Source organism: Gaetbulibacter sp. M240 (assembly GCF_043876815.1).
In the GTDB taxonomy this organism is placed as follows: Bacteria; Bacteroidota; Bacteroidia; order Flavobacteriales; family Flavobacteriaceae; genus Gaetbulibacter_A.
Map to the genome: position 1 here is coordinate 59,796 of NZ_JBAWKA010000006.1, position 20,745 is coordinate 80,540.

Sequence of the window (20,745 nt, forward strand, 5' to 3'; positions counted from 1 at the left end):
TGTTTTTTTGGCAGCCCGCTAGGCAGAAAAGGCCAAAAAACAGTATTAAGGAACTTATATTAATAATTCTCATTTCTTATCATGGTTGAAAAATGAAAGATTCCAGGAATCGAACCATTCAATATACGGAATATCATTTTTAAATTGCACAGGAAGCCAAACATACCGACCATCAATATGGTTTTTTGGGTTCCAACGGTCTGCCGCAAAAATAAAGGCATCTTCCTTTCCAAGAACCGGAATGACATATGTGCTTTGCGACCAAAAGGTCGTATTCATTTCTTCTTCGGTTCCAACACAGGGATTTCCTAATGAGGTCCAATGTCCCATCATATCATCCGAAACAGCCAATTTTCCGGGATTGGGTTTCCAACCGGTTAGGCCTGAAGAGAACATAAAGTATTTACCATTTTTTTTGAAGATCGCAGGAGCCTCATTTCTTCCGCCGGGGAGTACTCGTATATATTCATCTGTAACTGAGGTGTAGTCATCGGATAGTTTAGAAATTAGTAAGGTTCTGTTTTCTTCCGAGGCCGTGATATGATAAGCAGTTTCATCCTCATCCACAAAAAGTGTCATGTCTCTCGACATTTGTCCCACTTCAAAATCCCGTTTTAAATAGGCGCCCGAAATTACTTTTTCTTTGCGTTCTTCCGTGTTCTCATCTGTAATTAGTTCAGCTTTTTCAAAATCATCTTCGCTAAAATTTAAAGGTAATACGCCAGCGTGAATTCTAAAACTGTCAAGATACTCATAAGGCCCAGTAACCTTATCGGCAATAGCTACACCTGTAAGTGCATTACTGTAGCCTTGATCTTTCAATTCATGGTGGAACCACATAACAAATTTGTTGGTCTTCTTATTGAAGATCACTTTAGGTCGTTCCAGAATGCACCCACGTTGTAACTTAGAATTTTCATCATCAACCACTGATAAGGCTACGCCTTTGTTTTCCCAATTATACAAATCTTTCGAGGCATACACGCGAACACCGACCTGGGCTCTAGAGTTTATTCCTTTGTGCTCTCCGAACCAATAATAGGTGTCATCATAAATTAAGAAACCACCACCGTGTGCATTAATATGATTACCTTCTGTATCGGGCCATAGCGCTCCCGGGTGGAAGGAGATATGTTTTTTTTCTTCTGTTTCACCACACCCTAATAAAAGAAATATTAAAACAATAATGACCCCAATTTTTCTAAGCATTTATTAAAAGGGATTAATAGTAAATGAGAATGAACAGTTTTTGGCATCTATTCGATAAGGCTTATGAGCCAAAGCTCTTTTATCCCAGCTGTTATCGCCACCAACTCCGGTTTGTTTATAATCAATATGTAACCATACTTTGTTTTTTGGAGTGATGTCTATGGTGTGCCTTTGCCCTTTCGTATTACCGGGATCGAATTCTTCCAATGGATTTTTGTGAGCTGAAAATGAGATGGAATTATTTGCTGTAAAACGAATCCCTTGACCTTCTTTTTTCTGAAAAGATACCCAACGAACATCAGTACGATAACCGTTCTCCTGAGGTCGGATGTAGGGCACATAGAAATCTTCAACCTTAGCCTTATAAAGCCCTACATGAGCAGCGGTATTTCTATCTGAATAATTTTCAAAAGGGCCTTTTCCATAATACTCAACATGATCCATATCTTGTTGAATAGCCAACCGGAGGCCATAACGAGGCATGAACTCTAAAGTTTCAGGGTTTTGGGCTTTCAATTCAGATTCAATGTGTATTTGTCCGGCTGAATTTACCGTGTAGGTGATAATATTATTTGATTCAATTTGCGGATAATAGAACTCATATATAAAACGGCATTCATCTTTCCCAAGCTTTTCGCCCTTAATTTTACCTTTAGGTTTTACGAAAGTAAAAGTTTTTAATTTAGGATTTTTTGCAGCGTCTCTCCATTTAAAGTAATGGGAATCATTATCTCTGTTAGCTTTCCAAGCTCCAAAATCATTATCCGTAGGAGCACGCCAAAAACTGAGGTCTAAAGGTTCAGATAACTGTTCTTTGCCATTAAACTTAATAGATTGCAAGCCCAAACCTTGGCGATTGAAGACATATTCATAGTCTGAACCGAATACCGTATATTGATCTGATTTTGAATCATATTTTACCTGGAGTTTTTTACCATCAACCACTTTTTGAAGGGCTTTTGCCGGTGCTTGTAGTAAAAATTGATCGCTTGCTAATTCATGGTATTTATCAAGTAATGGTTCATCATTATTTAACATGACATTAAAATTTATGAAGTATTCCTTTTCTGGAAGCTTATTATCGATCGGAACTATTTTTATCGTTGTTGTTTGCTGTGCAGGGATAGGAGGAATTAGTATGGTGTCCTGTTTTATTACTAATCCATTTTCAATTACGTTGTAAGTGAAAATCAAATTCGCAGTATCTATGAAAAAGTTTTCATTAAATATTTTAAAAGTTTCATTGTCGACCTTTTCAAAATGAATCGGCTGATGCGCTTTCTTTATCTCCCAAACTGCTGGATGTGGTTCTCTGTTGGCTCCAATAATGCCATTGGCACAAAAATTATTGTCGTGATGTACACCTTCTGGTTCAAAATCACCACCATAACCGTAATATACAGTACCATCTTCCGCTTTCATTTCCAGGCCTTGGTCCATCCAATCCCAAATAAAACCACCCTGTGCTAAAGGGTTACTTCTAATCCAATTCCAATTGTCTGCAAAATTACCGTTACTATTACCCATAGCGTGACTGTATTCGCACCAAAAGAATGGTCGTTTGTCGGCGTTGGAAAAATCTTTTTGATGATTAAGATGATCTTCTTCTATTTTTGATATCGGGGCGTACATCCAACTAATAACATCGGTTGTTCTTGGTTTATAATCCCACTTGCCATTTCGGCCGGAACGTTCGTAATGCACTGGTCTTGAAAGGTCATAGGATTTTATCCATTCGTAAGTATTTAGGAAATTAATACCATTCCCAGCTTCATTACCCAATGACCAAAGAATAACGGAAGGATGGTTGATATCCCTTTTTACCATTCTTTGAATTCTTTCCAGATGCATTTTTTCGAATTGAGGATCTTGGCCGAGAGTTACACCATTTTCATAACCATAACCATGAGATTCAATGTTAGCCTCATCGATAACATAAATTCCGTAAGTATCGCAGAGTTCATACCATAAAGGATCATTAGGGTAATGCGAGGTACGAACAGCATTGATATTGTATTTTTTGAAGTCCTGAATATCTTTCAGCATCGTTTCTTTTGTAACCACATGACCGGCAATGGGATCATGTTCATGGCGATTTACCCCTTTAAGTAAAATGGGTTGCCCATTCACCAGCAGTTGACCATCTTTTATTTCGGAAGTTCGAAATCCTACTTTTAATTTTGTTGCATCTAATTGAAGACCTTTACTATTACTTATGGTGATCTCAAGGTTATATAACTTAGGGTTTTCTGCAGACCAGGGTATAATATCCAAGTCAGTAGATTCAAAATTCACACTTTCGATGGTATTAGAGGATATTTTAACTTCTTTACTCCTTGAAATAATTTCATTCGAACCATCTTTTAATTTCAATTGGACTGTGAAGTTACCTTCTTTTTTATTTCCATTTTTTACAGAAATAGTACCCTTCAATAAACCTTCTTTATAATTTGATTTGTTTAGGCTAGCCTCTGTTTCAACATTGAAAATTCTTTGATTATGAGTTGCATAGAGAATAACATCACGTTCAATGCCGCTTAATCTCCAAAAGTCCTGATCTTCTAAATATGATCCATCACACCATCGGTAAACTTCAACTGCTATATTATTTTCTCCTTCTTTAACGAATGAAGTTATATTAAACTCTACCGGGGTTTTCGATCCCTGACTGTATCCTACTTTTTCACCATTAACCCAAAGATAAAATGCCGAATTTATACCGCCAAAGTGAACAAAGATCTCTTTCGAATCCCATGATTTATCTATAATGAATGTTCTTTTGTAACTGCCTACGGGATTATTATCATGAGGAATATAAGGGGCGTTCTTAGGAAATGGATACTCTACGTTCGTGTAAATAGGGTAACCGTAACCTTTCATTTGCCAGTCAGATGGCACTTCAATATCGTCCCAATTTGAAACGTCAAAATCATTTTTATAAAAATCTGTGGGTCTTTCAGCAGGTTTTGAAGCCCAGTTGAATTTCCACGTACCATTTAAAACCTGATAATGGGACAGATCGCTTCGTTCCAGTTTTAAATCTTGATCGTTAAAGTGATCGAAGGAGGCTCTTAAAGGCTCTGCGTTTACTCTTAAAACATTTGGATTTTCCCAATCAGGAACATTTTGAGATGTAGCGTGATATAGAGTTAATATGTTTAATAATACGATGATTAAACTTACTTTTTTCATTGATACTTAATTTTATTTATTGTATTTCTATGGCTCCCAGATCTGGTGAGTCGATAATTTTATTTCCTAAAAAATCTTTTTGTAATTGTAATCCATAAATTATTCCAATAGAATCATGAGGGAGTTTTGGAATAGATATCCCTTTATTTTGAACCAGATCTCTGTTTTTGGGAATATAATCTTCTGGTGTTAAGCCATTTGGATTTATAAATTGCGGGTTTCCAAAGTAGGGATGCGCATCTTGTAATTGTAAAGCCTTTGGCCAACTACTTTCCATGAAAAATAAATTATTTTTAAATATAACATCCTCAGCTAACCAGGCACCTTCCGTTTCAGGATTGTATTGATCGCCTTTTACCACTATTGAGGGGCCTTCAATTTGAAATATATTATTCGCAATTAAAATGCCCTTCGCTAACCGGTCTATAGCTATTTTAGCTGTTATTGCATCCTTCACATAAATAGTGTTGTTGTAAAAATAGCTGTTGTAAGGTCCGCGCCGTTTTTTTCCGCTATAACCGCTCAGCCAAAATATTTTCCCTTCTTGAAAGGCATCATTTTCACCCTTAACGCGGTAACCATCATTCACACTGATATTATACCGGTAGGCGCAATTGTAATTATTACCCAGGATTTCGCAAAACCCACCGGCATTGTTAGCGCTAAAGTTATATTGAAGCACCACATTTTTACAATTAAAATCTATGTGGGCACCAGCAGAATCCCCGGGACCATTGGCATTAGTAAAGCGATTTTTTTCAATAAGGATATCGCTCGAACCCCAGGTCCATAGACCGCTACCGCGTCCCCATTTTCTAGTATCATCAGTGCTTCCCGAATGGTCCACTGTGTTATTAAATATATGTCCGTTCTTTACTCCAGACATTTGTATTCCCGGACCTCCGGTATTCGTAACGGTATTATCAGAAATTTCAAAGTTCTCAATACCATAGGCGTCGTTATGATTACGAGATGTTAGTTTAATACCCGTATGCGCTACATTATCCACAATGGAATTTTGAATTTTAATATTTCTGATATTTCCATTCTGAGTTTGATTTATTATACGAATTCCCCAACCATAATTTTGAGTTCCGTTGGCTGTTTTTACCTCCTTTTTAGAACGGGTAAATCCTTCTTCTTCATAAAAAACATCCTTAACCTGCACGTTATTTAATACAATATTTTCATAGATCTCATCTTTGGTGATCTGCATCAAAATACCGCAGCGCATCATTTGTTTGGATGATTTTATGTTATTTTTTGTCGCTTTCGCGGAAATCGTTAAGTGCTCGATTATTAAGTTTCGGCAATTTTCAATAAGTACACCATTCAACTCTCCTTTGACATATATCGAAGCCGATGAATTTTTTGAATCTCCGTAGGTACTTATAACAATTGGCTGTGCTTCTGAACCGTATACTTCTTTGAGGATAAGGGATTCGTTAAAGGTTTCTCCCGAGGCTAAATAAATATGATCACCTGCTTTTAAGTTCAGCCTGTTTAACGTACTTAAAGACCTAAAAGGTGCATCTTCGCTTAATCCAGAATTGGTATCTGTTCCCAGAACAGGATGAAAATAATAGGAATGAGAGGTTTTATCAGGGTTATTTTGACAACTGATGATAACCAAGGCAAAGACCAACAGACACGTGTAAAAAGAACTAATACTTTTCAACATCTTTAAAACGATTAGGGTGTGTTTGGTTATATGATTTATTTTGCATGAGGCCATCAAACTGAGGTGGAATATTACTGCTATTCCAGGCGTCATACTGTGCTTTTAATTTTTGAATTTCCAGACTATCAGGCACGGCATTCGATTCACTTATATCTTTCGTGATATCGAATAGTCCTTTTTTTCCGTTCCTGTCCTTTACATATTTTGAAGCCCCGGTTCTAACAGCAAAGGCATCTCTATCATAATGGCGCCAAAATATGGCCTCGTGTGGTGGCTGACTCATATGGCCCGTTAGATAAGGGATCAGGTCTACACCATCCAAAGGATTTTTAGGGTTAATCTTCGATTGTGCAGCTACCGTGGCAAAAATATCTAGTGAAATTACAGGGTGTTCAAACTTTTGACTTTTTTTAATAACGCTCGGCCATTGCATGGCAAACGGGACGCGAATTCCGCCTTCATAAAGCCAGCCTTTTCCTTCTCGAAGTGAACCATTATTTGCACCTTTTGATTCATTACCGCCATTATCTGACAAGAAAAAGATCATCGTGTTTTCCTCAATTTCCAATTCTCTCAAGGTTTTTAAAATATTTCCAACACCATCGTCTACGGCACTTACCATAGCAGCGAAGGTTTTACGCTTTTCATTTTTTATCTCGGGGTAACGTGATAAATATTTTTCGGTAGCCTCAAGTGGAGTGTGAGGAGCGTTATATGCCAAATACAGGAAAAAAGGTTGATGAGCATTCGTTTTTACAAAGTTTACCGCTTCGCGTGAAAAGGCATCCGTAAGGTATTCCTGCTCATCAATTCGGGTGTTGTTTTGTAAAATTTTCGTGTTGTAAGCATCAAACTGTGCCGTAACTTCTGAAATATCATTTCTATTAAGATCTTTTGGAAAGTATCTATGACCACCACTCAAAAATCCAAAAAATTCATCAAACCCGCGTTCTAATGGGCGCTGTGTTTTATGGGCTCCCAAGTGCCATTTCCCAATGGCCATATTTTTATAACCTACCGTATGTAGGGCTTCTGCTAAAGTTTGCTCTGATAGAGGCAGACCTTGAGATACATCTTTTGGCGCGAAAAGCGGGTTTCTGCTAAACCCAAACTGATCCTGATAACGCCCGGTTATTAATCCCGCACGACTAGGCCCACATACCGCATAACTCACATAACCATTGGTAAAGTGAATACCATTTTTGGCAATTTGATCAATATAAGGCGTTTTGATATCCGGACTTCCATTAAAGCCTACGTCGGCATAACCCAGGTCATCTGCCAGAATAATGATAACATTTGGTTTACTGGGATTTTTTGTTCCATTTTGGCAGCTTGTATGAACGATTCCAAAAAGGCCTGCAAGAGAAAAAGTAATGTATTTTAAAAATAGGTTCATTGAGTGTCAATTATGAATCTCAAAGATGTTCAAAAAGAATGATTCTAAGGGGTGTTTTTCCGTTCAAATTTAAGGGGTGCTAGCGTTAATAAAGAGTTCTCTATGCTACAAGTGTTACAGTCAATTTAAAATTAATGCCTTAGATTTGTAAACATTAAAACTATCTTAAAAGAACACCAAAAACGCGAATAAAGTGTAATTTTGGCTCATCGATAATACACAATAATGAAAAAAATAATTTTATTAGTTCTCTTATTCATAAGCACTTTTGGCTTTTCACAAATATTAGAGCCTGTAAAATGGCAAACTTCTATTAATAAAATATCTGACACAGAGCTCGAATTAATTAGTACTGCCAAAATTGAACCGGGATGGCATTTATATTCTCAGAATGTACCGGATGGTGGTCCTATTCCAACCACCTTTACTTATCAAAATCCTGAAAAGGCTTTTGATCTAGTGGGCACAACTACCGAAGAGGAAGGTCACACGGTGAACGATCCTGTGTTCCAAATGAAAATTAAATATTTTGAGGAAATAGCCGTATTCAAACAAACAATAAAACTAAACGATGATCTGAGTTTTGTTAAAGGGCAGGTCGAGTTTATGGTTTGTGATGACAGTCGTTGTTTGCCACCAACAATTATCGATTTGTTTTTCAACATTAAACCTACTGAAGCGAATTTAAATTATGAAAGTGAGCCTATTATTACCGGTAATAATGATGTTGTTAATGAGTTTCTTTATGGGTTGAATCCGGAGGAATTAAGCACACTTTCGAATTCCTGTGATACGGTTCAAATGAGTCCAACCGATGCAAACACGTCCTTGTGGCGTATTTTTGGATTAGGATTTTTGGGAGGGCTTTTGGCTCTATTAACGCCTTGTGTTTTCCCAATGATCCCATTAACCGTTAGTTTTTTCACCAAAAAAGGGGATAAAAGTAAAGGCTCTGGAACATCGAAGGCCTTACTTTATGGTTTCTTTATTTTTGCGGTTTATATTCTTTTAAGTGTACCATTCCATGTCTTGGATTCCGTAAATCCGGATATATTAAATGAGATCTCAACCAATATCTGGCTCAACATTGTCTTCTTTGTTATTTTTGTATTTTTTGCATTTTCATTTTTTGGATATTACGAGCTTACCTTACCTGCCAGCTGGACGAATAAAACCACGCAAGGGGAAAATGCCGGAGGATTAATAGGTATCTTTTTTATGGCTTTAACACTGGCCATCGTTTCTTTTTCTTGTACCGGACCTATTTTAGGTTCCTTATTAGCAGGATCCTTATCTGCCGATGGCGGTGCCTGGCAGCTTACTGCGGGGATGGCTGGATTTGGGGTGTCCTTAGGACTTCCTTTTGCCTTGTTTGCGATGTTCCCGAATATGATGAACGCTTTACCAAAATCGGGAGGCTGGTTAAACACCACAAAAGTATTTTTAGGCTTTCTGGAATTGGCGCTGGCTTTCAAATTTTTATCGAATGCCGATTTGGTAGCGCATTGGGGAATTTTGAAAATTGAACCTTTCTTGATTATTTGGATCGTGATCTTCGGTGGATTGGCACTGTATCTTTTTGGAAAAATTAAGTTTCCACATGACGGCCCGTTAAAAAAATTATCATTTTCCAGAATATCATTGGGTATTTTAATAGCGGCATTTACCTTATATCTAATTTCCGGATTCCGTGTGAATAAAGAAACAAATACGTTTACCTCCTTAACCCTTTTAAGCGGTCTGGCGCCTCCTGTTGGTTACAGTTTTATTTTTCCTGAGGAATGCCCGAATAACCTAAACTGTTTCAAGGATCTCAAAACTGGAATTGCTTATGCGAAAAAAGTTAACAAACCTATTATGTTGGATTTTACCGGTTATGCCTGTGTGAACTGTAGAAAAATGGAGGAGCACGTATGGTCTAAAGATAAAATCGATAAGCTTTTACGAAATGATTATGTGTTGATTTCTTTATATGTTGACGATAAAAAGGTCCTGCCTGAAGATCAGCAAGTGATGGTGAACAAGGTGAATGGAGGTACGCGAAAACTTGATAATTATGGTCATAAATGGGCTAATTTTCAAACCCAGTTCTTTCAAACCAATACACAGCCGTATTATGTTCTGCTGAACAGTGATGGAACAAAAGTATTAAATCAACCGGTGGGTTATACTCCGGATGAAGATGATTATGAAGCTTTTCTAAATTGTGGATTGGAAGTGTTCAAACAAATGAATAAACCAACGTTTCAAATGCCTTAACATGGGTAAAAAAACTGCAATAGAAACTAGTAATTTAGAAGCCTATTTTAAACCGTTTCGAGATCAGATCATTGGTGTTGATCAAACGTTTCAATCACCGTATGGGGAACAAAAGATCATTTATGCAGATTGGACAGCCAGTGGTCGTTTATATCACCCAATAGAAGAAAAGCTGAGCAAAACTATTGGTCCATATGTCGCTAATACACACACGGAAACCTCAGTTACTGGATCGACCATGACAAGAGCCTACCATGAGGCACGACAAATTATTAAGCGCCATGTAAATGCCTCAAAAGATGACGTGTTGTTAACGGTGGGTACCGGTATGACGGGTGCAATCAATAAATTTCAACGTATTTTAGGACTTAAGATTTCTGAAAATCTAAAAGATCACACTGAGATTCCCGATGAAAAACGACCTATCATCTTTGTGTCCCACATGGAACATCATTCCAATCAAACTTCCTGGTTGGAAACTATAGCAGAGGTAGCTGTGATACCCTCTGGGGATGACGGACTGCCAAGTTTAGAAAACTTGGACCATCTTTTAGAAAAGCATAGTGACCGGCCCATAAAAATAGCAGCGGTTACAGGTTGCTCCAATGTTACGGGTATTCAAACCAACTATCACGACATCGCTCGTTTGATGCATCAGAATAATGGATTGTGTTTTGTTGATTTTGCCTGCTCGGCACCTTATGTAGCGATCAATATGCACCCCGAGAATCCAGATGATTATTTAGATGCCATAACGTTTTCACCGCATAAATTTTTAGGAGGGCCAGGAGCTTCAGGTGTTTTGATCTTCAATAAAAAACTGTATAAGAATCTCGTGCCAGACAATCCCGGTGGAGGTACGGTACGGTATACGAATCCCTGGGGCGACCATGATTATATTGACGATATTGAAACGCGCGAAGATGGAGGTACGCCAGGATTTTTACAGGCTATTCGAATTGCTTTGGCAATACAGCTCAAAGAAACCATGGGAGTTGATAAGATTATGGCTCGGGAACATGAGCTGAATGACATTATTTTTTCCAAGCTTTCTAAAATTAAAAATCTAAGTATTCTTGCACCTGAGCATAAAGAACGCCTTGGGGTGTTTTCATTCTTTATTGAACACATACATTACAATTTAGTAGTTAAACTGCTGAACGATCGTTTTGGAATACAAACCCGTGGTGGCTGCTCGTGTGCAGGTACTTACGGGCACTATTTACTCAATGTAGACCAGGCCACCTCAAAATCAATAGAACAAAAAATTCTGGAGGGATGTTTGATCGAACGCCCGGGATGGATACGAATGTCAATACATCCAACAATGACCAATGAGGAAGCTCATTATATTACGGAGGCAATTAAACATGTGGCTGAGAACCATCAGGTTTGGGCTAAAGATTATAAATATGATTCTGAAAAAAATGAATTTATTCACAAAACCGTTCCCGCATTAGAAGAAAACATCATTAAAAATTGGTTTGAAGCCTAAGATTCCACTGAAATCAAGGCGTTCAAAGTCTTTTATTAAAATACCGTTAAACCTATTTTGTGCTGTGCTTTAATTTGTTATTTTTACGACCAATTTAAAATCAAAGAAATACAATGAAACTAATTAAAGTATTGAGTTTTTTAATGGTGACCCTTGTTTTGTCATCATGTAACAATAGAACAATATCAAACAAACCATTAAAAACAGAGATTGATTCTGTGAGTTATGCTTTAGGAGCGAATATTGGTAGTGGCATTAAATCCAATGCTTCTGAACTGGATAAAGATCTAATCATGGAAGGATTAATGAATGTTTTAGATTCCTCTGACCAAAAAATAGCTGCCGATCAGGTACAACCAATTATTTCTTCTTACTTTCAGAAAAAACAAATGGAAGCTCAGGAAAAGCAACGTGAAGATGCAGAGAAAAAAGCTGCAGAAGAATTTGGTGAAAATAAATCTGCAGGAGAAAAATTCTTAGAAGAAAATAAAACGAAAGAAGGTATAAAAGTTACTGATAGCGGACTTCAATACGAAGTTATCGAGGAAGGTTCTGGCGATATGCCAAACGCAACCTCAACTGTATCAGTTAATTATAAAGGCATGTTAATAGATGGTACGGTGTTCGATAGTTCATACGATCGTGGTAAACCTTCACAATTTGGAGTAAATCAGGTGATTAAGGGATGGACAGAAGGACTGCAATTAATGCCAATAGGTTCAAAATATAAATTTTATATCCCACAAGAATTAGCTTACGGATTTCAACAAAGAGGTCAGCTGATCAAACCTTTTTCGGCTTTGGTTTTCGAAGTTGAATTGGTTGATATTGTAAAAAAGTAAGTTAGGGTTAACCATACTAATTTTTAAAAAAAACAGGAAGTCCTAGCTTCCTGTTTTTTTTATTTGTAGTCTGGACTAAAAAAATTGGTTGTAACTTTGTGGCGAATACAAAAAGAATAAATGAGTCATAAAGCCGGTTTTGTAAATATTATTGGAAACCCGAATGTGGGTAAATCTACCTTGATGAATGCCTTTGTAGGCGAAAAGTTGTCTATAATTACCTCCAAGGCACAAACTACTAGACATCGCATTTTAGGTATTGTTAATGGTGATGATTTTCAGGTGATTTTAAGTGATACTCCCGGAATCATTAAACCTGCTTATGAATTACAGGAGTCGATGATGGGTTTTGTGAAGTCGGCTTTTGAAGATGCCGATATCCTTATATACATGGTAGAGATCGGGGAAGAGTCTTTAAAAGATGAGGCATTTTTCAATAAAATAAAAAACTCTAAAATTCCGGTTTTGCTCCTTTTAAATAAAATTGATATTTCAAACCAGGAGCAACTGGAAACACAAGTACAGTTGTGGAAAGAAAAATTACCTGAAGTTGAAATAATTCCTATCTCGGCCCTAAAAGGTTTTCAGGTAAAACTGGTTTTCGATCGCATTATTGAATTATTGCCGGAATCGCCACCATTCTACCCAAAAGATCAACTCACTGATAAACCAGAGCGCTTCTTTATAAATGAAAAGATTCGGGAAAAAATATTGATGCACTACAAAAAGGAAATTCCTTATGCTGTTGAGGTGGAAACAGAATCTTTCGAGGAATCAGAAAAAATTATTCGTATTCGCTCCGTGATCATGGTGGAGCGTGAGACTCAGAAAGGGATCATTATTGGACATAAAGGATCGGCCTTAAAGCTGGTAGGAGTTGAGGCCCGAAAAGATCTCGAAATATTTTTTGATAAGCAAATCCATTTGGAACTGTACGTTAAAGTCAATAAGAATTGGCGTAGTAATCAAAACCAGTTGAAACGTTTCGGTTACAATCAGTAATAAAATCAAGCCTTTTTTAAGTAAAAAATAATCTTTCCATAAAAGGACGTCTCGTCCCTTTATATTTTATATTTTTGCGACAAATTTAAACCCCTGTTGAAACTTTAGGTTTTTCGGGGTAAACACCTTATAAATGAGTAATATAGTAGCCATTGTAGGACGACCCAATGTTGGTAAATCCACATTCTTCAACCGTTTAATTCAACGACGCGAAGCTATTGTTGATGCCGTTAGTGGCGTTACTAGAGATCGCCATTATGGTAAAACGGATTGGAATGGGAAAGAATTTTCCCTTATCGATACTGGGGGTTATGTTTTAGGTAGTGATGATGTTTTTGAAGCTGAAATTGATAAACAAGTGGAATTGGCTATCGATGAAGCCGATGCCATTATTTTTATGGTTGATGTTGAAAGTGGTGTTACCGGTATGGATGAAGATGTTGCTGCCCTATTACGAAAGGTTGATAAACCTGTATTTCTGGTTGTGAATAAAGTAGATAATGCAGGTCGCGCAGCAGACGCTGTTGAATTTTATTCCCTTGGTTTAGGGAACTATTATACCATCGCTAGTATTAGCGGCAGTGGTACGGGTGATTTACTGGATGATCTTGTTGAGGCATTACCCGAAAAACCGGAAGTTGAGGAAGATATCTTACCGCGGTTTGCTGTAGTTGGCCGCCCTAATGCAGGAAAATCATCTTTTATTAATGCCTTGATTGGTGAGGATAGATATATTGTTACCGATATAGCAGGAACCACACGAGATGCGATCGATACAAAATATAATCGTTTTGGTTTTGAATTTAATTTGGTAGATACAGCCGGAATTCGAAGAAAATCAAAAGTTAAAGAAGATCTGGAATTTTATTCGGTAATGCGCAGCGTGCGTGCTATTGAACATGCCGATGTATGCTTGGTCGTTTTAGATGCTACACGTGGATTCGATGGGCAGGTTCAAAATATATTTTGGTTGGCCGAACGTAACCGAAAGGGTATTGTTATTCTGGTAAACAAATGGGATCTTGTAGAAAAGGACAACAAATCGTTAAAAGCTTACGAGAAAGCAATTAAAGCACAAATGGAACCTTTTACTGATGTTCCTGTGATATTCATGTCAGCGCTTACCAAACAGCGTATTTATAAAGCGATTGAAACTGCTGTTGAGGTTTATCAAAACCGCACCAAACGAATTAAGACAAGTAAACTTAATGAGGTTATGTTGCCTTTAATTGAAGCTTATCAGCCACCGGCTTATAAAGGAAAATACGTAAAAATTAAATATGTGATGCAGTTGCCTACACCACAGCCACAGTTTGCTTTTTTCTGTAATTTGCCACAATATGTTAAGGAACCCTACAAACGATTTCTGGAAAATAAACTACGCGAAAACTTTGATTTTACAGGTGTTCCGGTAAGCGTATATATGCGGAAAAAGTAAGGCTTTTAAAATTTTAGAATAGACTATATTTTGGGCCGTAATGTTTAGTGTTTAACTGGCTGTAAGGTCTCGAACAAGTCTATTCCTCACAAGAAAAAATAATAGGGGAAGGCCATTTATTTTTTTTAAACTTTACCCTAAAACATTACCATCCACCAGATGCACCGCCGCCTCCAAAGCCACCGCCACCGAATCCTCCACCGAATCCGCCGCCGCCGCCGAAGCTGCCACCACCGGAGCTTCCACCAAAACCACCGCGTCCCAGATTGCTTAGAATAATAGCATCCCAAATATCAAATCCACGCCGTCTGCTACCTCGATTACCACCGCCTCTGCGTTTATTCTTGGATATTGCGATTATAATGATAATAAAAACGACAATAAGGAAAAATGGGAATTTACTACCTTTTCTATTTTTTGTTGGTTTTCGGCTTCCTTCGTAAGCGCCTGTTAATACTTCAAAAATAGCATCAGAGCCACGAACAAGTCCGCCGTAATAATCATCATTTCTAAAATAAGGGATGATATCATTTTCTATAATTCGCTTTGACAGGGCATCAGTTAATAGGTGCTCAATGCCATAGCCAGTATTAATTGCTATTCTTCTATCGTCCTTGGCAAGTAAAATAAGAATACCATTATCTTCTTTAGCCTGTCCGACACCCCATTTTTCTCCCCATTGTGCGCCTAAATAATTAATATTTTCACCTTGCGTTGAGGCAATGATAGCGATAACAATTTGAGTTGAAGTGGTATCTGAATAGCGTATGAGTTTTTGCTCTAATTGTTTTTTTTGAGACGCATCTAAAAGATGGTAGTAATCATAAACACTAGTTTGAAATTCTGGTTTATCAGGAATTTTGTATTGCGCAAATACAACATTAAAAAATAAAAAAGTTGTACATAGAAGTAAAAGACGTTTCGTTTTTACAACATGTTTTATTAAGAATGTGCCTTGCATACTGATTATCCTTTAGAAATGGCGTTAGGTAACTCGTTTTCGTCATTCTTCTTCCACGGAAAGAATTTTGCTAATTGCTCCCCTGATTTATGGATGCCTTCTATAAGACCCTGTTTAAAATTACCGGCTTTAAAATGAGATTGCATCAGATTTTTGGTTGTATCCCAAAAATCATCAGGAACATTATCATGAATACCTTTATCGCCACAAATGGCAAAAGCTTTATCGGCAACAGCCAAGTAAATTAAAACCCCGTTGCTAAGTTTAGTTTGATCCATTTTAAGAAGGTGGAATACTTCAAGAGCACGTTCATAAACGTCACCTTGAGCTTCCTTTTCAATATGAACCCGGATCTCCCCAGAAGTTCTTAATTCGGCAGCCTGAATGGCTTGAATAATCTCCTCTTCTTCAAGTGGTTTTAAAATATACTCTGTGGCTTTTGACATAAATTATGTTTTAATCAAAATTTACTTCAGGTGCTTTTTCGGCACCGGCTTCTGCTTTATAATAATCCATTGGATCAAAATTAAATATACCGGCCAGTAGCGAGTTAGGGAAACGTTTAACGTGGCTATTATAATTTTCAACGGCTTCATTAAAGCGGTCTCTAGCGACATTTATTCTGTTCTCAGTGCCTTCTAATTGACTTTGTAATTCGAGAAAGTTTTGATTAGCCTTGAGTTCCGGATAGCGTTCCACAGTTACAAGTAAACGCGATAAAGCAGAGCTCAATCCACTTTGAGCCTGATTAAAAGCGGCTAGCTGTTCAGGAGTTATGTTGCTAGGGTCAATCGTTGTTGAGGTAGCTTTTGCTCTTGCTTCAATAACTTGTGTTAGTGTGCTTTTTTCAAAATCTGCTGCACCTTTCACCGTATTCACTAGATTACCAATAAGGTCACTCCTTCTTTGGTAACTGCTTTCTACATTACCCCAGGTTTTGGTGGCATTTTCATTTAAATCAACAGCTTTGTTGTTGAAGCCTTTAGCCCAGGAATAAATTCCAAAGACGATTACAGCAATAATAATTAATGGAAGCCATTTTTTCATTTTCGATTTGTTTTATGTTAATTTTTTGTGTGAGTTGCGTATCTTATTAGTTGATTATCTTACCAAAATGTTACATCTGGTTTTTAATTTTAATCAACTCTGATTTGATGTTTTCGAGCTTGTCGATAATTTCAAACGTACTTAGGGCTTGTTTTTTTTCTTCTTTTAAATGGATCTTCGCACCCTCCAGTGTAAAACCTCGTTCTTTTACCAAATGATAAATAAATTTGAGGTTTTTAATGTCTTCAGGTGTAAATTTCCGATTTCCCTTAGCGTTCTTTTTGGGCTGCAATACATCAAATTCCTTTTCCCAAAAACGGATCAATGAGGTATTTACCCCAAAGGCCTTGGCGACCTCGCCTATGGCATAATATCGTTTTTCTGGTAAGTCTATATGCATTAATCTAAAGATTGATTTTCCAATGAGGCTTGTTGTATCATTTTGTTATACTCTTCAGCGGTTAAACTGCCGTAGTAAAAGTTTATTGGATTTATGCGTCTACCATCTTTAAAAACTTCATAGTGTACATGAGGCCCGTCCGATCGTCCTGAGCTTCCTACAAATCCAATTAAGTCGCCTCGTTTTACACGTTGATTTCGGCGTACACTAAATTTATACATGTGGCCGTATAAGGTTTCATAACCGAATCCGTGATCAATGCGGATATGCTTTCCGTAACCACTAGAACGTGAATCAGCGCGTATCACGACGCCATCACCTGTAGCATAAATAGGGGTGCCTCGCGGTGCGGCAAAATCCATACCCAAATGCATTTTTTTAGCTTTGGTAAACGGATCTGTTCTTACGCCATATCCAGAAGAAATACGCGAAAGTTCCTTATTACTTACGGGTTGTATCGCAGGTATTGCGGCTAATAATTTTTCTTTTTCAGCAGCAAGCTTGGCAATATCATCCAAAGATTTTGATTGCACTACGATCTCTTTTTGTAAAATATCCAGACGCTTACTGCTTTGAATGATGAGTTTCGAGTTATCAAAACCTTCGAGGTCTTTATAACGATTTACACCACCAAATCCGGCTTTACGTTGCTCTTCCGGTATCGGATTTGCCTCAAAATAAACACGGTATAAGTTATTATCACGGTCCGCAACATCAGCCAAAACAGCCTCTGCTTCGTCCATTTTCTTATTTAAAATATTGAATTGTAACTGCATATTTTGCAGTTCACGTTTTAGGGCCTTTTCTTTAGGAGATTCTACATACTGTCCTGCGATAAAAACAAACAGAAAGGCAAATAAAGCCGAGGCCAGTAAAAACATTGCGGCGTATTTGAACGTTGTTCTTTTTTTTCGTTCAATCCGCTTATAGGATAATGTTTCAGAATCGTAATAATATTTTACCTTACTCATTAAATTATAGTATTTTTGCTGAAAAATAAGATGCATTTAGCAGCTTATCGATAAGCAAACGATGAAACTTTTTAAATAGTATTTCGGAGTAAAACCGTAATACGAACAAAAAAAGAATTCTTTTACCACTCATTTAAAAAATGAGATAGTAAAGATAATCATTGTTTTGTGAAATATACAATATATCATAAAATAGCCAAGCATTAAACACGAATGAAATCAAAGGAAATTCGCTCAAAGTTTTTAAGTTTTTTTGAAGATAAACAACATACGATCGTACCATCAGCACCTATGGTGGTAAAAAACGATCCAACCCTTATGTTTGTGAATTCTGGAATGGCCCCTTTTAAAGAATATTTTTTGGGTAATGCAAAGCCAAAAAGTAACCGACTTACCGATTCGCAAAAGTGTTTACGTGTTTCAGGAAAACATAACGACCTGGAGGAAGTTGGTTATGATACCTACCACCATACCTTGTTTGAAATGTTGGGGAACTGGAGTTTCGGTGATTATTTTAAAGAAGAAGCCATTGCCTGGGCGTGGGAACTCCTTACTGAAGTATTTGGGATCGATAAAGGTATTTTATATGTAACCGTGTTCGAAGGTGATGAAGGAGATGGTTTACCTTTAGATACTGAAGCTTATGATATCTGGAAGCGTTATATCGCTGAAGATCGGATTTTAAAAGGTAATAAAAACGATAATTTCTGGGAAATGGGCGATCAGGGACCCTGCGGACCATGTAGTGAAATTCATGTAGATATTCGCTCCGCGGAAGAAAAGGCCAAAATTCCGGGGGAGGCATTGATCAATCAGGATCATCCACAAGTTGTAGAGATCTGGAATCTCGTATTTATGCAATATAATCGAAAGGCCAGTGGGAAACTTGAGGTTTTACCTAATAAACATATCGATACCGGTATGGGCTTTGAACGCTTGTGTATGGTGCTTCAGGGAAAACAATCTAATTACGATACCGATGTGTTTACCCCTTTGATCAAGGAATTAGAAACGCTTACAGGAAAAGGTTATGGTCGTGATAACAAAACTGATGTGGCGATTCGTGTGATTGCCGACCATGTGCGCGCTGTGGCATTCTCTATAGCCGACGGGCAGTTGCCAAGCAACACGGGTGCCGGTTATGTGATCCGACGTATATTGCGTCGTGCTGTGCGTTATGGATTCACGTTTTTAGAACAAAAGGAGCCGTTCATTTATAAATTAGTGGACGTTTTGAGTCGTCAAATGGGCGAATCCTTTCCTGAGATCAGCGATCAAAAAAGTTTAGTTCAAAACGTGATCAAAGAAGAAGAGCATTCATTTCTACGAACACTCGACCAAGGACTGGTTTTGTTGCAAGGTATTGTTGACGCTACAAAAGGTGATACCGTATCAGGTGATAAAGCCTTTGAATTATACGATACTTACGGTTTTCCTATTGATTTAACCGCTTTGATCCTTTCTGAAAAAGGTTTGAAGTTGGATAAGGTTGGATTTGAAAAAGAACTTAAAAAACAAAAAGATCGCTCACGTGCTGCAAGTGAAATGAATACCGATGACTGGACCGTGCTTATCGATGATACTGATGAAAACTTCGTAGGTTATGACACTCTGGAATCCAATATTAATATTACTCGATATCGAAAAGTAAGTTCGAAAAAAGGAGGTGATATGTTCCAGCTGGTATTTAATGTTACGCCGTTTTATCCCGAAGGTGGTGGTCAGGTTGGTGACAAGGGTTATCTGGAAGATGCCCGTGGTAATGTGATTTATATCCTCGATACTAAAAAAGAGAATAATGTTATCATTCATTTGGCTAAAAACCTACCTAAGCATTTAGATGAAAGCTTTACAGCAGTAGTTAATGAAACAGCAAGGTTCCGCACAGCTTGTAATCACAGTGCAACACACTTATTGCATCAGGCATTGCGCGAGGTTCTAGGTACCCATGTACAACAAAAAGGAAGTGCCGTTCATGATAAATATTTGCGTTTTGATTTTTCACATTTTTCGAAGGTTAGCCCTGAGGAATTACAGGAAGTTGAAAATTTTGTAAACGCTCGTATAGCTGAAAATTTACCACTTCAGGAGCGCCGTAATATTCCAAAAGAGGAAGCCTTAGCTGAAGGTGCTATGAGCCTCTTTGGTGAAAAATATGGAGATAATGTGCGCACGATCCGCTTTGGACAATCCATCGAACTTTGTGGTGGGACGCATGTGGAGAACACTGGTGATATTTGGCATTTCAAGATATTATCGGAGGGCGCCGTTGCTGCAGGGGTACGCCGAATAGAGGCCATTACTAATGCAGCTGCCAAAGATTTTTACGTGGAAAACAGTCAGGCTTTTGCTGAGGTAAAAGCTTTACTAAACAACACTAAAGACCCAGTTAAGGCCGTGAAGAATCTTCAAGACGAAAATACCGATCTTAAAAAAGAAATTGAAAGCTTGCTCAAAGAGAAGGCAGGAAATATTAAAGACAACTTGAAGCAAGAACTCAAAGATGTAAACGGAGTGCAGTTTTTGGCTAAAAAACTAGATCTGGATGCCGGAGGCTTAAAAGATGTTGCATTTGAACTTGGTAGTCAATACGAAAATGCCTTTTTGCTTTTGGCTTCTGAACAAGGTGAAAAAGCATTGTTGAGCTGTTATATCTCTAAATCTTTAGTGGAAGAACGAAATCTTAATGCAGGACAGGTTGTGCGCGATTTAGGAAAATATATTCAAGGCGGCGGCGGCGGACAAGCCTTTTTCGCAACGGCGGGAGGAAAAAATCCAGCCGGCATTCCTGAAGTGCTCGAGAAGGCGCTGGCCTATATCCAATAAAAAGCACGCGATTTTAATTTGAT

General features: G+C 37.7%; 15 protein-coding genes. 6 read left to right on the plus strand and 9 right to left on the minus strand.

Features of this window, described 5'->3' with window-relative positions; translation table 11 throughout:
* Window positions 1-69: 69 nt before the first annotated feature.
* Genes V8G61_RS14715 through V8G61_RS14730 form a run of 4 tightly spaced genes read right to left on the minus strand, consistent with a single transcriptional unit; the run spans window position 70 to window position 7,481 of the window.
* Window positions 70-1,209 (minus strand): glycoside hydrolase family 43 protein, encoded by a 1,140-nt coding sequence (locus V8G61_RS14715; protein WP_394876656.1) that lies wholly within the window; start codon window positions 1,207-1,209, stop codon window positions 70-72.
* A 3-nt stretch (window positions 1,210-1,212) separates the two neighbouring features.
* Window positions 1,213-4,401, minus strand: coding sequence for a glycoside hydrolase family 2 TIM barrel-domain containing protein (locus V8G61_RS14720; protein ID WP_394876657.1), 3,189 nt, complete (start codon window positions 4,399-4,401; stop codon window positions 1,213-1,215).
* A gap of 16 nt (window positions 4,402-4,417) precedes the next feature.
* Window positions 4,418-6,082: a right-handed parallel beta-helix repeat-containing protein gene (locus V8G61_RS14725; RefSeq protein ID WP_394876658.1), complete on the minus strand. Its 1,665-nt coding sequence runs from the start codon at window positions 6,080-6,082 to the stop codon at window positions 4,418-4,420.
* Window positions 6,066-7,481, minus strand: coding sequence for a sulfatase-like hydrolase/transferase (locus tag V8G61_RS14730; protein WP_394876659.1), 1,416 nt, complete (start codon window positions 7,479-7,481; stop codon window positions 6,066-6,068). The genes V8G61_RS14725 and V8G61_RS14730 overlap by 17 nt, the downstream gene beginning before the upstream one ends.
* 225 nt (window positions 7,482-7,706) lie before the next feature.
* Between V8G61_RS14730 and V8G61_RS14735 the strand changes: the two genes are divergently transcribed.
* From V8G61_RS14735 to der, 5 genes are all read left to right on the plus strand, one after another.
* Complete coding sequence (locus V8G61_RS14735) at window positions 7,707-9,740, plus strand: cytochrome c biogenesis protein CcdA (RefSeq protein WP_394876660.1); 2,034 nt, start codon at window positions 7,707-7,709, stop codon at window positions 9,738-9,740.
* Window position 9,741: 1 nt separating this feature from the next.
* On the plus strand, window positions 9,742-11,235 hold the full coding sequence (locus tag V8G61_RS14740) for an aminotransferase class V-fold PLP-dependent enzyme (protein WP_394876661.1): 1,494 nt from the start codon (window positions 9,742-9,744) through the stop codon (window positions 11,233-11,235).
* Window positions 11,236-11,348: 113 nt separating this feature from the next.
* Window positions 11,349-12,077, plus strand: coding sequence for an FKBP-type peptidyl-prolyl cis-trans isomerase (locus V8G61_RS14745; RefSeq protein ID WP_394876662.1), 729 nt, complete (start codon window positions 11,349-11,351; stop codon window positions 12,075-12,077).
* Window positions 12,078-12,197: 120 nt separating this feature from the next.
* On the plus strand, window positions 12,198-13,079 hold the full coding sequence (gene era / locus V8G61_RS14750; protein ID WP_394876663.1) for a GTPase Era: 882 nt from the start codon (window positions 12,198-12,200) through the stop codon (window positions 13,077-13,079).
* A gap of 133 nt (window positions 13,080-13,212) precedes the next feature.
* Window positions 13,213-14,517: a ribosome biogenesis GTPase Der gene (der, locus tag V8G61_RS14755; RefSeq protein WP_394876664.1), complete on the plus strand. Its 1,305-nt coding sequence runs from the start codon at window positions 13,213-13,215 to the stop codon at window positions 14,515-14,517.
* Between the two features lie 145 nt (window positions 14,518-14,662).
* Here the strand turns inward: der and V8G61_RS14760 are convergent, their stop codons facing one another.
* From V8G61_RS14760 to V8G61_RS14780, 5 genes are all read right to left on the minus strand, one after another.
* A complete protein-coding gene (locus tag V8G61_RS14760; protein ID WP_394876665.1) occupies window positions 14,663-15,478 on the minus strand; it encodes a TPM domain-containing protein in 816 nt (271 codons plus the stop codon).
* A 5-nt stretch (window positions 15,479-15,483) separates the two neighbouring features.
* A complete protein-coding gene (locus V8G61_RS14765) occupies window positions 15,484-15,924 on the minus strand; it encodes a TPM domain-containing protein (protein WP_394876666.1) in 441 nt (146 codons plus the stop codon).
* Window positions 15,925-15,934: 10 nt separating this feature from the next.
* Window positions 15,935-16,525, minus strand: a complete 591-nt coding sequence (locus V8G61_RS14770; RefSeq protein ID WP_394876667.1) for a LemA family protein — start codon at window positions 16,523-16,525, stop codon at window positions 15,935-15,937.
* A gap of 70 nt (window positions 16,526-16,595) precedes the next feature.
* Window positions 16,596-16,925 carry a MerR family transcriptional regulator gene (locus V8G61_RS14775; protein ID WP_394876668.1) on the minus strand — a complete coding sequence of 110 codons (330 nt, stop codon included), beginning with the start codon at window positions 16,923-16,925 and terminating at the stop codon, window positions 16,596-16,598.
* Window positions 16,925-17,896, minus strand: coding sequence for a peptidoglycan DD-metalloendopeptidase family protein (locus tag V8G61_RS14780; protein WP_394876669.1), 972 nt, complete (start codon window positions 17,894-17,896; stop codon window positions 16,925-16,927). The genes V8G61_RS14775 and V8G61_RS14780 overlap by 1 nt, the downstream gene beginning before the upstream one ends.
* 213 nt (window positions 17,897-18,109) lie before the next feature.
* Between V8G61_RS14780 and alaS the strand changes: the two genes are divergently transcribed.
* Window positions 18,110-20,722, plus strand: coding sequence for an alanine--tRNA ligase (gene alaS / locus V8G61_RS14785; RefSeq protein ID WP_394876670.1), 2,613 nt, complete (start codon window positions 18,110-18,112; stop codon window positions 20,720-20,722).
* Window positions 20,723-20,745: the final 23 nt, after the last annotated feature.

What these genes read in the sequence shown, in the direction of transcription:
- V8G61_RS14740 (WP_394876661.1), top strand. Translation starts at nt 9,742, where the DNA reads ATGGGTAAAAAAACTGCAATAGAAACTAGTAATTTAGAAGCCTATTTT.
- V8G61_RS14730 (WP_394876659.1), bottom strand. Translation starts at nt 7,481, where the DNA reads ATGAACCTATTTTTAAAATACATTACTTTTTCTCTTGCAGGCCTTTTT.
- V8G61_RS14775 (WP_394876668.1), bottom strand. Translation starts at nt 16,925, where the DNA reads ATGCATATAGACTTACCAGAAAAACGATATTATGCCATAGGCGAGGTC.
- era (WP_394876663.1), top strand. Translation starts at nt 12,198, where the DNA reads ATGAGTCATAAAGCCGGTTTTGTAAATATTATTGGAAACCCGAATGTG.
- V8G61_RS14765 (WP_394876666.1), bottom strand. Translation starts at nt 15,924, where the DNA reads ATGTCAAAAGCCACAGAGTATATTTTAAAACCACTTGAAGAAGAGGAG.
- V8G61_RS14745 (WP_394876662.1), top strand. Translation starts at nt 11,349, where the DNA reads ATGAAACTAATTAAAGTATTGAGTTTTTTAATGGTGACCCTTGTTTTG.
- V8G61_RS14760 (WP_394876665.1), bottom strand. Translation starts at nt 15,478, where the DNA reads ATGCAAGGCACATTCTTAATAAAACATGTTGTAAAAACGAAACGTCTT.
- V8G61_RS14715 (WP_394876656.1), bottom strand. Translation starts at nt 1,209, where the DNA reads ATGCTTAGAAAAATTGGGGTCATTATTGTTTTAATATTTCTTTTATTA.
- V8G61_RS14770 (WP_394876667.1), bottom strand. Translation starts at nt 16,525, where the DNA reads ATGAAAAAATGGCTTCCATTAATTATTATTGCTGTAATCGTCTTTGGA.
- V8G61_RS14720 (WP_394876657.1), bottom strand. Translation starts at nt 4,401, where the DNA reads ATGAAAAAAGTAAGTTTAATCATCGTATTATTAAACATATTAACTCTA.
- V8G61_RS14735 (WP_394876660.1), top strand. Translation starts at nt 7,707, where the DNA reads ATGAAAAAAATAATTTTATTAGTTCTCTTATTCATAAGCACTTTTGGC.
- V8G61_RS14725 (WP_394876658.1), bottom strand. Translation starts at nt 6,082, where the DNA reads ATGTTGAAAAGTATTAGTTCTTTTTACACGTGTCTGTTGGTCTTTGCC.
- der (WP_394876664.1), top strand. Translation starts at nt 13,213, where the DNA reads ATGAGTAATATAGTAGCCATTGTAGGACGACCCAATGTTGGTAAATCC.
- V8G61_RS14780 (WP_394876669.1), bottom strand. Translation starts at nt 17,896, where the DNA reads ATGAGTAAGGTAAAATATTATTACGATTCTGAAACATTATCCTATAAG.
- alaS (WP_394876670.1), top strand. Translation starts at nt 18,110, where the DNA reads ATGAAATCAAAGGAAATTCGCTCAAAGTTTTTAAGTTTTTTTGAAGAT.